This is a genomic window from Cryobacterium breve (assembly GCF_027594785.1).
In the GTDB taxonomy this organism is placed as follows: domain Bacteria; phylum Actinomycetota; class Actinomycetes; order Actinomycetales; family Microbacteriaceae; genus Cryobacterium; species Cryobacterium breve_A.
The window spans coordinates 1,630,376-1,643,870 of record NZ_CP075584.1 but is presented as its reverse complement, the minus strand read 5'-3'; the positions used below and the strand labels follow the sequence as shown (position 1 = coordinate 1,643,870).

The 13,495-nt window shown below is 70.0% G+C and carries 9 protein-coding genes and 2 pseudogenes; 6 read left to right on the top strand and 5 right to left on the bottom strand.

Annotated features, from left to right (window positions below; translation table 11 throughout):
- The first annotated feature begins 63 nt into the window (after positions 1-63).
- The 3 genes and pseudogenes from KIV56_RS08050 to KIV56_RS08040 all read left to right on the top strand — a co-directional run bounded on the left by KIV56_RS08050 (position 64) and on the right by KIV56_RS08040 (position 5,342).
- The gene (locus KIV56_RS08050) at positions 64-1,986 is read left to right on the top strand and encodes an FAD-dependent oxidoreductase (protein WP_281535835.1); all 1,923 of its coding nucleotides are present in this window, start codon (positions 64-66) and stop codon (positions 1,984-1,986) included.
- Positions 1,987-2,096: 110 nt separating this feature from the next.
- Positions 2,097-3,999: pseudogene (locus KIV56_RS08045) on the top strand (heavy metal translocating P-type ATPase).
- A 116-nt stretch (positions 4,000-4,115) separates the two neighbouring features.
- Positions 4,116-5,342, top strand: a complete 1,227-nt coding sequence (locus KIV56_RS08040; protein WP_281535834.1) for an MFS transporter — start codon at positions 4,116-4,118, stop codon at positions 5,340-5,342.
- 285 nt (positions 5,343-5,627) lie between these two features.
- Here the strand turns inward: KIV56_RS08040 and KIV56_RS08035 are convergent, their stop codons facing one another.
- A complete protein-coding gene (locus tag KIV56_RS08035) occupies positions 5,628-5,984 on the bottom strand; it encodes a YrdB family protein (protein ID WP_281535833.1) in 357 nt (118 codons plus the stop codon).
- Between the two features lie 96 nt (positions 5,985-6,080).
- Entirely contained in the window at positions 6,081-6,953 is an 873-nt protein-coding gene (gene purU, locus KIV56_RS08030) for a formyltetrahydrofolate deformylase (protein ID WP_281535832.1), read from the bottom strand.
- 308 nt (positions 6,954-7,261) lie between these two features.
- Between purU and KIV56_RS08025 the strand changes: the two genes are divergently transcribed.
- Positions 7,262-8,539 carry an MFS transporter gene (locus KIV56_RS08025; RefSeq protein ID WP_281535831.1) on the top strand — a complete coding sequence of 426 codons (1,278 nt, stop codon included), beginning with the start codon at positions 7,262-7,264 and terminating at the stop codon, positions 8,537-8,539.
- On the opposite strand, the gene KIV56_RS08020 is transcribed toward KIV56_RS08025, so the two are convergent.
- The 3 genes from KIV56_RS08020 to KIV56_RS08010 form a co-directional block, all read right to left on the bottom strand.
- Positions 8,435-8,854: a hypothetical protein gene (locus tag KIV56_RS08020; protein WP_281535830.1), complete on the bottom strand. Its 420-nt coding sequence runs from the start codon at positions 8,852-8,854 to the stop codon at positions 8,435-8,437. The genes KIV56_RS08025 and KIV56_RS08020 overlap by 105 nt on opposite strands.
- The gene (locus KIV56_RS08015; protein WP_281535829.1) at positions 8,854-10,284 is read right to left on the bottom strand and encodes a glycosyltransferase family 2 protein; all 1,431 of its coding nucleotides are present in this window, start codon (positions 10,282-10,284) and stop codon (positions 8,854-8,856) included. The genes KIV56_RS08020 and KIV56_RS08015 overlap by 1 nt, the downstream gene beginning before the upstream one ends.
- Positions 10,285-10,402: 118 nt before the next feature.
- A complete protein-coding gene (locus KIV56_RS08010; protein WP_281535828.1) occupies positions 10,403-12,010 on the bottom strand; it encodes an amino acid permease in 1,608 nt (535 codons plus the stop codon).
- A 131-nt stretch (positions 12,011-12,141) separates the two neighbouring features.
- Here KIV56_RS08010 and KIV56_RS08005 point away from each other — a divergent pair.
- Both KIV56_RS08005 and KIV56_RS08000 read left to right on the top strand, forming a co-directional pair.
- Positions 12,142-12,792, top strand: a pseudogene (locus KIV56_RS08005) (proton-conducting transporter membrane subunit); the annotation flags it as partial.
- An 82-nt stretch (positions 12,793-12,874) separates the two neighbouring features.
- Positions 12,875-13,495 (top strand): proton-conducting transporter membrane subunit, encoded by a 621-nt coding sequence (locus tag KIV56_RS08000; protein WP_281536103.1) that lies wholly within the window; start codon positions 12,875-12,877, stop codon positions 13,493-13,495.

The following is a 13,495-nucleotide window of genomic DNA, read 5'->3' as shown; positions in this document are numbered from 1 at the left end:
TTCCCGCCCGGGATGCGCCCCAGGTCGACGACGACCTTCGGTCTTCGCACGGGAAAGAACACCATGACAGGCTTCGCACACGTCCTCAAACCGGGTCGCATCGGCACCCTCGAACTCCCGAACCGGGTGATCATGGCGCCGATGGGCACCGAGATGGGCACCCCCGAGGGACTCTTCACCGAGCGGGAGATCGCCTATTACACCGAACGCGCGAGCGGCGGAACGGGCCTCGTGATGACCGGCATCAGCGCCGTCTCCGAGGATTACGAAACCCTCAACGCCGGACTCTGCTGCGTGCACACCGACGCCGCGCTCCCTGGCCTCACCGCCCTCGCCGACTCGATCCACGCCGTCGGTGGCCTGGTCTCCCTGCAGCTCACCGCGGGCCTCGGCCGCAACATCAACGTCATCGACCCGGACCGGCTGCCGATCTCCGCCTCCGACAACCCCCACTACGCCGACCCGAGCGTGCTCTGCCGGCCGCTCGAGATCGACGAGATCCACGTGCTCGTCCGCCGCTTCGGCGAAGCCGCCGCCCGCGCTGCCGCCGCGGGAATGGATGCGATCGACATCCACGGCCACACCGGCTACCTGATCGACCAGTTCATGAGTGCGTGCTGGAACCGCCGCACGGATGTCTACGGCGGCAGTGTCGAGAACCGCTGCCGGTTCGCGACCGAGATCATCGCCGCAGTGAAGGCCAACGCTCCTGGCCTGCCCGTCAGCTTCCGCCTCTCGGTCAACCACCGCTTCGCCGGGGGACGCACGACGGCTGAGGGCCAGGCCATCGCCGTCGTGCTCGCCGCGGCCGGGCTCGACCTCATCATCGCCGACGACGGCTCGTACGAGGCCATGGACTACGTCTTCCCGCCCTACTACCTCGGCGACGCGTGCATGGTCCCCGCGGCCCGCGCACTCAAGGACGTCGTCTCCATCCCCGTGATGGCCGTCGGCAACCTCACCCCGGAGAACGCGGAAGCCGCCCTCGCCGCGGGCGACGCCGACTTCGCCGGGATCGGACGCGGGCTGATCGCGGACCCCGAGTGGGCAGGCAAACTGGCCGCAGGCAACCGCGCGGACATCCGCCCGTGCATCCGCTGCAACTCGATGTGCGTCGGCAACGCCTTCTTCGCACTGCCGCTCGGCTGCGCCGTCAACCCGCAGGTCGGCCTCGAACGGGAACGCCGGGTCGAGAAAGCGGATGTTCGGGGGCACGTCGTCGTGATCGGCGGCGGCCCCGGCGGGCTCGAAGCCGCACGGGTCGCCGCGCTCCGCGGCCACTCCGTGGACCTCTACGAGGCGGGGTCGAAGCTCGGCGGCGTGCTGCTGCCCGCCGCGACCCCGGAGTTCAAGAAGGAACTGCGCGCGATGATCGCCTGGTGGGAACGCCAGTTCACCCACCTCCCCGTGAGCGTGCACCTCGACACGACCATCGACGCGGACTCGCTCGCGACCTTCGAGGCGGACGAGATCATCGTCGCGACCGGGTCCCTGCCGCTCCTGCCGCCGATCCCCGGCCTCGACGGCCCGAACGTGATGGACGTGCTCGACTTCCACCGCGGCGCCCCCGTCGGTCACAACGTCGTCATCGCGGGCGGTGGGCTCTCGGGCTCCGACGCCGCCCTCGAACTCGCCGGCCAGGGCTGCAACGTCACGATCGTCGAGCTCGCCGACGAGCTCGCCCGCGACATGATCGTGATCAACCGGATCACCCTGCTGCGCGAACTCGCCGAGAAGGGCGTGCGGATCCTCACCGGCCACACCGTCACCTCCGTCGACGCCGACGGCCTCACCGCGACCGGCCCGGAAGGCGCCGTGCACATCGCGGCGTCCACGGTGATCGCGGCATTCGGGGTGCGTCCCAACACGGCGCTGACGCAGGCGCTCGCCGGCCGCGACAACGTGCATTCGCTCGGCGACTGCGTGCACCCGGCCAAGGTCGGCGAGGCCATCAACGCGGCCTTCATGACCGCGCTCGTGCTGTAGGCGCCTCCTCGAAACGGATGCCCGGCGCGTGTCGTCGGCCGGGCATCCGCTCTCGACAGGCGAGCCTCACCTTGCTGGCGGTGAGCGGGGCACGGGGCGAGACTTGAGGTATGTCCCGTCTGTTCGCCGCCGCACGGCGGTATCCGCTCGTGGCCGCGACCGTCGTGCTCGGGGTGGTCGGAATCGGGTTGGCGCTCGGCGGCCTCGCCGATTCCCTGGCCTGGCTGTTCGGTGGCTTCGGCCTGGTCGTCGCCGCGATCTCCGCCGTGGGCATGGTCAAGCAGCTGCGCCACGGCAGCTTCGGCGTTGACCTGCTCGCGATCACGGCCATCGTCGCCACGGTGCTGGTCGGCGAGTACGTCGCGACCATCCTGATCGTGCTGATGCTCACGGGTGGAGCCTGCGCTCGAGGATTTTGCGGTGAACCGGGCCAAGCGGGAGCTCAACGCGTTGCTCGACCGGGCGCCGCAGATCGCCCACCGGATCCCGTCCGGGGGAGACCAGGCGGACGTCGAGGACGTTCCGGCCACGGATGTGCAGGCCGGGGACCTCCTGCTCGTGCGCCCGGCCGAGATCGTCCCGGTCGACGGGGTGCTCGTCTCCGCGAGCGCGGCCTTCGACGAGTCGTCCCTCACCGGGGAGAGCCTGCCGGTGGAGCGCCGGGCCGGGGAAGGCATCCTCTCCGGGTCGATCAACGGCCAGGCGGCCGCGACTATCCGGGCAACGGCGACCGCGGCGAACAGCCAGTACCAGCAGATCGTGGCCCTCGTCGAGGAAGCCTCCGCGAGCAAGGCTCCCGTCGTGAGGCTCGCCGACCGCTACGCGGTGCCGTTCACCGCGGTCGCGCTCGCCGTCGCGGGTCTCGCCTGGCTGCTCACCGGGGACCCGCTGCGCTTCGCCGAGGTGCTCGTCGTGGCGACGCCGTGCCCGCTGCTCATCTCCGCGCCGATCGCCTTCATGGGCGGCATGAGTCGTGCCGCGCGCAACGGCATCATCGTCAAGGGCGGCGGAGTGCTCGAGTCCCTCTCGACCGCCCGCACGGCCGTCTTCGACAAGACGGGCACGCTCACGCACGGCACCCCGACGATCGCCCGGGTGCTGCCCGCGGCCGGGTTCGACGCTGACGAGGTGCTGGCGCTCGCCGCGTCGGCCGAGCAGTATTCGTCGCACGTGCTCGCGGCATCCGTCATCGCTGCGGCCAAGGCCAAGGATCTCGAGCTCACGGCGACCGACACGGCGAGCGAAGTGCCGGCGCACGGCGTCGTGGCCACGCTCGACGGCCGGGAGGTCTCCGTCGGGAAGTTCTCGTACATCGCAGGGACGGCGCCGGACGCCACCCAGACCCGCCTCGACGGTGGTGAGCTCGCCATCTACGTCGCCGTCGACGGGCGCTCCGCCGGGAGCATCGTCGCGAGCGACCGGCTGCGCGACAACGCCCGCCAGACGATCGCGGACCTCGGCGCCCTCGGCATCCGCAACACCGTGATGCTCACCGGAGACGCCCGGCCGACGGCCGAGCACATCGCCGGGCTCGTGGGAATCGACAACGTGCAGGCAGACTGCTTGCCGGTCGACAAGGTCAACGCCGTTCGCGCGATCACGCAGCGCCCGGTGATCATGGTCGGCGACGGGGTGAACGACGCGCCCGTGCTCGCGGTCGCGGACGTCGGCGTCGCCATGGGAGCGCGCGGCGCCACCGCGGCGAGCGAGTCCGCCGACGTCGTCATCCTGATCGACGATATCTCCCGCACGGCCAGGGCGGTCGCGATCGGCAAGGACACCATCCGGATCGCCCTGCAGAGCATCTGGCTCGGCATCGCGCTGAGCCTGGTCCTGATGGGCCTCGCCGCGTTCGGCCTCATCCCGGCGACGATCGGGGCGTTGCTGCAGGAGGTCGTCGACCTCGCGACGATCCTCAACGCGCTGAGGGCCATCGGCGGGCGGCGCGATGCCGCGCTCGCCGCCGGGGTCAGCACCCCGCATCCCGAACCGGAGACGGTGCTCGCCGGCTGAGCCATGGCATCCGCCTGGCCCGGTAGCCCGGTGGGTCAGCTATCCCGGCCACCCGGCCACCCGGCCACCGGGCCACCCGGCCACCCGGGCGTGCTCTGACCGCTTAGCCTGAGGAGATGCGATTCTTCCGCCCCCGAACCCCGACATCGGCCGCGGACACGCAGCAGCGCCTGTCCCGGGATGTGCTCGTCCTCGGCGTGATCGCCTTCTTCGTCATGGTCGGCTTCGGCGTCGTCGTCCCGGTGCTGCCCGTCTACGTGCGGAGCTTCGGCGTCGGCAATCTCGAGATCGGCGCGGTCGTCTCCGCCTTCGCGCTGATGCGGTTCGTCGCGAGCCCGTTCTGCGGGCGCCTGATCGACTGGGCGGGGGAGCGCACCATCCTCGCGGCGGGCATCGGCATCGTCGCCCTCTCGAGCGGGCTCGCGGGTATCGCCCAGAACTACCCGCAGCTGCTCCTGCTGCGCGGGGCAGGCGGCATCGGCTCCGCGATGTTCACCGTCTCCGCGATGACGCTCCTGCTCGGCTCGACCGCTCCGGGCATCCGCGGCCGGGCGATCGGCTTCTACCAGGGCGGGTTCCTCCTCGGCGGCATGGCCGGACCCGCGCTCGGCGGCCTGCTCGCGACGATCTCGCTGACCGCGCCGTTCTTCTTCTACGCAGGCACTCTCGCGATCGCCGGTGTGCTCGGGCTGCTGCTGCTGAGCCCGGGCTATCGAAACGCGCCGGCGGATGCCTCCGGCGCCCCGGCGCCCCGGGTCCCGTTCCGCAGGGTGCTCGCCGACCCCCGGTTCCGGGCAGCGTGCCTGGCCAACTTCGCGCAGGGCTGGACCTCGTTCGGCGTGCGCAACGCGCTCATCCCCGTGCTCGTCGTCGAGGTGCTGCGCGGCCCGAGCTCGTGGACCGGAGTGGCCTTCGCCGTCGCTGCGGTCGCCCAGACGCTCGCTCTCGCGCCCGCTGCCCGCTTCGTCGACACCGTCGGACGCCGCCCGGCGATCATCGGAGCGTGCCTGCTCGCGGCCGTCACCATCTTCGCCGTGCCGTTCGCGCCCAACATCGTGGTGCTGACCGCGCTGCTCTGCGTCTACGGGGTCGCGTCGGCCTTCCTCGGCACGGCACCGGCCGCCGCGGTCGGCGATGCAGCGGGGGCCGGCGGCGGACGCCCGGTCGCGGTGTTCTCGATGTTCTCCGACTTCGGGGCGATCATCGGCCCGCTCGCGGCGGGCCTGCTCGCCGACTCCGTCTCGTACCCGGTCGCGTTCGGCGTCGGTGCGCTGTTCTTCCTCGCGACGAGTGCCCTTGCCCTGCGGATGCCGCGCGAGACGCGCGCAGTTCGTCCCGCCTGACCTCCGCGCCCGCCAGACCGTCCCGCCCGCCCGTCCCGCCTGACTGTTGCCGTTTCGGACTGTTGCATCCGGCGCGGCGGCAACAGTTGTCCGCAGCGGCAACAGGTGTCGGCGGTCAGGCATCCGCTCACGCCCGCGCCGGTTTCGGCAACCCGCGCCCGCCGTTTCGGCAGCGCCGCGCGGAAACCTGCGCGGCTGCCAGCGGAACCGGGCGCGGCCTGCGGAAACCGGCGCGTGCTTGTGCGCAAACCGGCGCGGGCGCGGTCGCGGGCGCGGGCGAGCGGGCTAGCGGAGTTCGGCGCGACCGGAGAGCACGCCGCTGACCGTCGCGACGACCGCAAAGACGCCGCCGATGATCGGCAGGCCCATGTCCCACCAGGCGATCGCGGCAGCACCGAAGACGGCGATCTCGATGATCGCCTTGCCGAACGGGTCGAGCCGGAAGACGGCCTTGGGCGAGCGGAACAGCGCCCAGAGCGTGATCGCGAACGCGGGCGCGACAATGCCGACGAGGAGCGCAGGCCACGGGAAGGGCCACGTCGTGAAGCCCCAGATCGCGAGGGTGACGAACGCGAACAGTTCGAGCAGGAATCGCAGGATGTCGTTGAACCCGATCTTCGGCAGGGCACGGGAGTCAGTCACCCGCCCACTCTACCGTTCCCCGAACATCACCTTTCCGGTCGAGAGCGGCCGGCGGAACGGTCTCTCCCGACCGGAAGGGGAACGGATGCCGGCCGACTACTTGAAGATGATCGTGCGGGCGCCGTCGAGCAGTACCCGGTGCTCGGCGAACCACGTCACCGCCTGCGTGAGGGTGCGGCTCTCCTCGTCCTGGCCGATCGCGACGAGCTCGGCCGGCGTGCGGGAGTGGTCCACCCGGACCACGTTCTGCTCGATGATCGGGCCCTCGTCGAGGTCGCTCGTCACGAAGTGGGCGGTCGCGCCGATCAGTTTCACGCCGCGCGCGTGGGCCTGCTTGTACGGGTTCGCACCCTTGAACCCGGGTAGGAACGAGTGGTGGATGTTGATGGCCCGGCCCTCGAGGACCGCGCACAACTCCGGGGACAGGATCTGCATGTACCTGGCGAGCACGACGAGTTCGATGTCGTTGTCCTCGATCGCCTCGATGACCCGGGCTTCGAAGGCGGCCTTGCTCGCGGCATCCGTGATCGGGAGCGACTCGAACGGCACCCCGTAGAAGCCGACGAGGTCGCGCAGGGTGCCGTGGTTGCTCAGCACCAGCGGGATCTCGATCGGCACCTGGCCGCCCCGGTGCCGGAACAGCAGGTCGTTCACGCAGTTGCCCGCGGTCGAGGCGAGCACGAGGGTGCGGAGCGGCCGGCCGACGACGTCGATGACCGACACCATGTCGTAGCGCTCGGCGACGGGCGCGAGCGCTGCCGTGAGCTCGTCGCGTGAGGCGTGGGTCTCGATCTGGAGTCGCATGAAGAACCGGCCGGTGTCGGCGCTGGTGAACTGCTGGCTCTCGGTGATGTTGCCCTGGGCCTGCACGATGGCGCCGCTCACGGCGTGGACGATGCCCGGCTGGTCGACGCAGACGAGAGCAATGACCCAGTGATGGTGTGCGGGCAGCGGAGTGGAACTAGTCATCCGTCTAGGCTATCGGCTGCTGCCGGGCCGTCGGTTAGGCTGGATGCGGCCGGCACAAGCGACAGGCCCCGGGCGCGCACGCTGCGCGCACACGATCCGATCCGGCTGCGCCGGCCCTGCCCCGCCCGGGCCCCAGGCCCAGCCCTCTGTGAGCACACCCATGTCCCTGACTTCGCCGATCGAGCCTGCCCCGCTTCGATCCCGCCAACACCGCCACCGCGCACTCCGAGCGCCCCCGCACCGGCTCGGTCGCCTCGACTCCTCCGGCCCGTTTCCCCTGGATCGGGCTGCTCGCCCTCTCCGGCGCCGTGTTCCTCTCCGTCACCTCCGAGATGTTGCCGACCGGCCTGCTCCCCGAGATGAGCGGATCGCTCGGCGTGCCGCAGTCGCAGACCGGCCTGCTCGTGAGCTGGTTCGCGTTCACCGTCGTGCTCACGAGCACCCCGCTCGCCCTGCTCACGAAACGCCTGCCCCGGCACGGCCTGATCGTCTTCGTGCTCCTCGTCTTCGCACTCAGCAACGTACTCACCGCGCTCGCCCCCAGCTACGAACTCGTCGTCGCCACCCGGGTGCTTGGCGGCCTGGCCCATGGCCTGTTCTGGGGCGTCGTCGGCGCATACTCCGCCCACCTGGTGCCCAAGGAACAGATCGGCCGGGCGATCTCGATCACGATCTCCGGCGGTACCCTCGCCTTCGTCTTCGGCGTTCCGCTGGGTACGGCGGCCGGGCATGCGCTCGGCTGGCGATTGTCCTTCATCCTGCTCGCCGTGCTCATGCTCATCGGCGCCGCCCTCGTCTGGCGGTTCCTGCCGAAGGTCGAGCACTACGTGGCCCCGCCGCGCAGCGACCGGGGCGCGCGGGCGCAGCCAGCGGATGCCGCGGCATCCGCCCCCGATGCATCGGACGCGAACGCGGCACCGGTCGAGTCAGACCCGGCAGCCGTGACCGACCCAGCGACCGTGACTCACCCGGCCCCGACAGCGGCTCCGCGTCCCCAGGCCCCCGCGCGCCGGGACCCGACGATCGCTCCCGTCGCCCTGATCTGCGTCATCGCGGCCCTGATCATGATCGGCCACTACTCCTTCTACACGTACATCGCGCCGTTCCTGATCGACGGGCTCGGGGTCGATCCGTCCGCGATCGCCCCGTTCCTCTTCGCCTACGGGATCGCCGGCGCCGTCGGACTGCTCCTGAGCGGCACGGTCTTCGCCGACCGGCCCCAGCTCGGCATCGTGCTCGGCCTCGTCGTGAGCGCGGTCAGCGTCTCGGCGCTGAGCATCTGGAGCGGCATGCTCCCGGTCGCCATCGTCGCGTTCCTGCTCTGGGGTATCGCGTTCGGCGCGCTCCCCGCCCTGCTGCAGACCCGCCTGATGCACACGGCCTCGCGTCGCATCCGCGACACCGCGAGCGCCTTCTACACGACCGCGTTCAATACCGGGATCGGCGGCGGCGCCCTCCTCGGCGGGATCCTCCTCGAACGCTCAGGCATCACCTCCGTGCCGTTCGTCTACGTCGGGATCCTCGTCGCCGCGCTCGTGCTCGTGCTGGTGAGCCAACTGGTGATCCGCCGCCGCTCGGCCGCGTAACGGCGGGTGCGCCGGCGCGCGCGCCCGGCGCACCGATGACCCGATGGTCGACACGGCAACCGAGGCGCGCGGTGGCGGCGGCCGCACCGGCGTCTCGTCGATCGCGTAGATGCTGCGGGCGGCGATCCTCCGGTTGCGGCCCCTGACCCAGTCCGTGACGTAGATCTTCGGCAGGATCTTCGCGACGGCCAGGACGACGTAGATGACCGTGTTGATCCCCACGAAGGCAGAGAAGACGGCGAAGAACTCCGAGGCGAGGATCGTGTCTGACAGCAGGATGCCGGTAGGCAACTGGCTGAGGACGTCGACCGGCATCAGTCGCCGTCCCCGGTCCGGACCTGCATGCTGGCGTGTTCCCAGTGCGCCTGCCGGCCGAGGGTGATGTCGACGATGCCCTTGACGTAGACCACGTTCAGGAACATGTCGAAGCAGAGCTCGGGGAGCACGGTGACCGCGAGCAGGCGGGCCCGCCAGCCGCCCTCCCACACGGTGACCACGCGTTCAGCGACGAAGACCAGGCCCAGGCAGAGCCAGAACGGGAACCAGACCCAGGTGCTGACCGCGAGCAGGGTCACCACCATCAGTGACAGGAACGAGGTCAGGGCGATGACGCTGTACCCGATGCCGAGCTGCTGCGCCCAGTAGCGCAGGGTCGCCGGGGTCAGCCCGTAGGTGCCGATGTTCTCGAGGGCGCCGCGTTGCCATCGGAGGCGCTGCTGCCAGAGCGCACGGAGGGTCGGCATCAGCTCGGTGACCACCGTGCACTGGGTGGGAGAGGTGATCAGACCGCCGAGGGACTTCAGCGCGAGGGTCAGCTCGTTGTCCTCGGTGAGCGCATAGGTGTCGTACACGTCTCCGGGCACCCCGGGGATGGTGACACCGCGATTCTCGGCCACGGACCGCAGTGCGAGGGGCCGGAACAACGACGCCGTCCCGGTCAGGACGAAGACCCGGCCGCGCCGCCTGGCGAGTTCCCGGGAGTAGCGGACGTATTCGTTGCGCTGCAGCAGGCCGAGCAGGCCGAACCCCGGCTCCCCGTAGAAGAGGCCCCCGATCGCCATCAGGGCGCGATCGCTCGTGAATCGGGCAACGGCCTCGGCGAGGAAGCCGTCGTCGAGCGCGGTGTCCGCGTCCATGATCATGACGACGTCGTTGTCGAGCTGTCCGGGAAGGATCCTCTTGAGTGCCTGGTTCAGCGCACCGGCCTTTTTCTGGGTGTTGTCCACGGATTCGACGACCTCGACGCCGTGGTCGCGGGCGATGCTCACGGTGGAGTCGGTGCAGTTGTCCGCGACGACGATGACGCGTTCCGGCGGATGCGACTGGCTCAGCAGGGAGGCGAGGGTCACCGGCAGCGACTGCGCTTCGTTGTGAGCCGGGATCAGCACGGTCACCGTCACCGGCCCCGCGAAGACTCCACCCGGCGGGGCCATCACGATCTTCGGGGCGAGCGGGGTGAGGTGCGCGTTGGAGGATCGGCGGGACCTGTTCGTCGCGCGGCGTTCGAGCAGGGCGATGCCGGCGGCGAAGAGCACGGCGAGGGCGATGGCGCCGAGAATCGCCCGGGGGCCCGGCGCGCTCGGGTCGTACGACACGGGAAGCCCGCCGAAGAGCACGATCTGGGAGGGCGCGGAGCCGGGGGCCTGATCGCCGGAGGCGACGAGGAACCAGAGCAGTGCCGCCGCGCCCATGGCGAGTCCCGCGATGACGAGGCCGACCGCCCGGCCCAGAGATTGTGCCCCCATGCATCAGATCGTATCCGGACGAGCCCAAGATTGTACACAATATTGTGGACGGCCGGAGGGGTATCCGGATGCGCCCCTGTGCAGTCCAGGGCGCGTTCAGCGCGGGCTTAGCGCGGGCTTAGCGCGGGTTCTGCCCGGTCCCGTTCTCGTCCGCGAGCGGCCGGTTGGCTTTGATCGGGAAGGCCCCGGTCTTGCCGTCACGGGCGAGCGCGATCTGCAGGATCCGGCCGCGGCAGGCGAACCAGCCGATCACGAGCGCGGGGATGATCACGATCAGGGAACTGATCGTGAGCGTGCCGACCGGCCAGTCGAAGGCCATCAACACGAGAACCGTTGCCAGGAATGCGAGGCTCGCGTACCCGGTGTACGGCGCGCCGAACAGGCGGAAGTCGGGCCGTTTCAGGATCCCGCGCTTCGCCCACGCCTGCAGCCGCAACTGGCAGAGCACGATCATTCCCCACGCGCTGATGATGCCGATCGCCGCCATGTTGAGCACAATTTCGAACGCCTCATCCGGCACGATCGCATTGAGACCGACGCCGAGCAGGGTGACGACGGCGGTCAGGAGGATGCCGCCGAAGGGCACCCCGGTGCGGCTCACCTTCCCGGCGAAGCGCGGAGCCGACCCCGCGAGCGACATCGAGCGGAGGATCCGTCCCGTCGAGTACAGGCCGGCGTTGAGCGAGGACAGCGCTGCGGTCAGCACGACGAGGTTCATGATCACGTCGACCCCGCCCACACCGATGCTGCCGAAGAAGGTCACGAAGGGGCTGACGCCCGCCTGGTACGCGGTGTACGGCAGCAGTAGCGAGAGCAGCAGGATCGAGCCGACGTAGAACACCGCGATCCGCACGATCACGGTGTTGATCGCCTTGGGCATCACCGTCTCGGGGTGGGCCGTCTCGCCGGCGGTCGTGCCGACGAGTTCGATCGAGGCGTAGGCGAAGACGACGCCCTGCACGACGACGATCGAGGCGAGCACCCCGTTCGGGAACCAGCCGCCGTTGTCCGCGATCAGGCTGAAGCCGGCTTCCTGGCCGGGGATCGGGGTGCCGAAGATCACCATCCAGGTGCCGACGAGCAGGAAGGACACGATCGCGACGACCTTGATCAGCGCGAACCAGAACTCGAGTTCGCCGAACACGCTCACCGACAGCAGGTTGAGGCACAGCACGACGGCGAGGGCCGTCAGCGCATAGAGCCACTGCGGAACGCTCCCGAACGGCGCCCAGTACTTGGCGAAGAAGTTCATGTAGAGCGCGACGGCAGTGACATCCACGATCGCCGTCATCACCCAGTTGATCCAGTACAGCCAGCCGGTGACGAACGCGGCCTTCTCGCCGAAGAACTCGCGCGCATACGAGACGAAGGAACCGGACGACGGGCGGTGCAGCACGAGCTCGCCGAGCGCGCGCAGGATCAGGAACGCGAAGAACCCGCAGATCGCATACACGAAGACGAGGGAGGGGCCGGCCGAGGCCAGCCGACCGCCGGCGCCGAGGAACAGCCCGGTGCCGATCGCTCCGCCGATGGCGATCATCTGCACCTGGCGGCCCTTGAGCCCCTTGTGCAGGCCGGCGTCCTCGTTCACGCTCGTCGCGTCGTGGATGTGCTCGAGCGGTGTCTCGACCGGCAGGCCGTGATGCTCGTGCTCGTGAGGCTGCTCTGCCTCAGCCCCTGACCCGGTCGGATCGGGGCGTTGTGGCCCCCGGATGGCACTTGTCATGGGGGCACTTCCGATCCAGTTGCTTTCGCCCACCCTACCTGCGGGGCGCTGGCGCCCCCTAACAGGGTTCGTCCACCGGGCGCTCGGTAGACTGGATTACCGCTGACCCGAGAAACAGAGCCGGAGGCCGCATGACGACGATCCTGCTCGCTTTCCTCGTGCTGTCGGTCCTGACGCCTGCCCTCACCCGGATGCTGTCGACCAGGGTGTTCTACCTGATCGCGCTCCTGCCTGTCGCGGCGTTCGTCTTCACGCTCACCCAGACCGCGACGGTCACGCAGGGCGGGTCCGTCACGGAGAGTGTGCCGTGGATTCCGCAACTCGGTGTCGCGCTGTCCTTCCGCGTCGACACCCTCGCCTGGCTGCTCGCCCTCGTCGTGACCGGCGTCGGTGCCCTCGTGCTCATCTATTGCGCGCGGTACTTCGAGGCCGACGAACCGGCACTCGGCCGCTTCGCCGCCTGCCTCCTCGCCTTCGCCGGCACGATGTACGGACTGGTGACCGCGGACGACGTGGTCGTGATGTTCATGTTCTGGGAGATCACGAGCGTGCTCTCCTACCTGTTGATCGGCCATTACACGTTCCGCAGGGAGAGCAGGGGTGCCGCGCTGCAGGCGCTCATCGTGACGACGTTCGGCGGCCTCGTCATGCTCGTCGGCGTCGTGATGCTCTCCGTTGAGGCCGGGACCACCTCGCTCGCCCTGCTCGTCACGCACCCCGTCACCGGGCCGGTCGCGACCTGGGCCATCCTGCTCATTCTGGTCGGGGCGCTCTCCAAGTCGGCGCTCGTCCCGTTCCACTTCTGGCTCCCCGCCGCCATGGCCGCCCCCCACCCCGGTGAGTGCCTACCTGCACGCCGCCGCCATGGTGAAGGCCGGCATCTACCTCGTGGCCCGGCTCGCCCCCGGGTACGCAGACACCGAGGGGTGGATGCCGGTGCTCATGACGATCGGCATCTGGACGATGCTCGTGGGCGCGTGGCGTTCCCTGCGGCAGCACGACCTCAAGCTCGTGCTCGCCTACGGCACCGTGAGCCAGCTCGGCTTCATCATGGTCGTCGTCGGCTTCGGCACCCGCGACGCGGCGCTCGCCGGGGCCGCGCTCCTCCTGGCCCACGCGCTCTACAAGGCCGCGCTCTTCCTTGTGGTCGGGATCATCGACCACCGGGCGGGCACCCGCGACCTCCGGAAGCTCTCCGGAATCGGCCGCAGCGACCCGGCGCTCGCCGTGATCGCGCTCGTCGCCGTGGCCTCGATGGCCGGCATCCCGCCCCTGCTCGGGTTCGTTGCCAAGGAGGCGGTTTTCACGGCGTTCCTCGAGGCCGGCCTGCACGGCGACGGCTGGGGCTGGGTGGCGCTCGTCGGAACAATGGTGGGCTCCGTGCTGACCGTGGCCTACAGCATCCGCTTCTTCCCACGGCGCGTTCGGGTCGAGGCCGGAGCCTGGCAACGACGGCCCTGCACCCGAGCCGCTGGGACATCCTGA

What these genes read in the sequence shown, in the direction of transcription:
- KIV56_RS08050 (WP_281535835.1), top strand. Translation starts at nt 64, where the DNA reads ATGACAGGCTTCGCACACGTCCTCAAACCGGGTCGCATCGGCACCCTC.
- KIV56_RS08040 (WP_281535834.1), top strand. Translation starts at nt 4,116, where the DNA reads ATGCGATTCTTCCGCCCCCGAACCCCGACATCGGCCGCGGACACGCAG.
- purU (WP_281535832.1), bottom strand. Translation starts at nt 6,953, where the DNA reads ATGACTAGTTCCACTCCGCTGCCCGCACACCATCACTGGGTCATTGCT.
- KIV56_RS08020 (WP_281535830.1), bottom strand. Translation starts at nt 8,854, where the DNA reads ATGCCGGTCGACGTCCTCAGCCAGTTGCCTACCGGCATCCTGCTGTCA.
- KIV56_RS08015 (WP_281535829.1), bottom strand. Translation starts at nt 10,284, where the DNA reads ATGGGGGCACAATCTCTGGGCCGGGCGGTCGGCCTCGTCATCGCGGGA.
- KIV56_RS08010 (WP_281535828.1), bottom strand. Translation starts at nt 12,010, where the DNA reads ATGACAAGTGCCATCCGGGGGCCACAACGCCCCGATCCGACCGGGTCA.
- KIV56_RS08000 (WP_281536103.1), top strand. Translation starts at nt 12,875, where the DNA reads ATGGTGAAGGCCGGCATCTACCTCGTGGCCCGGCTCGCCCCCGGGTAC.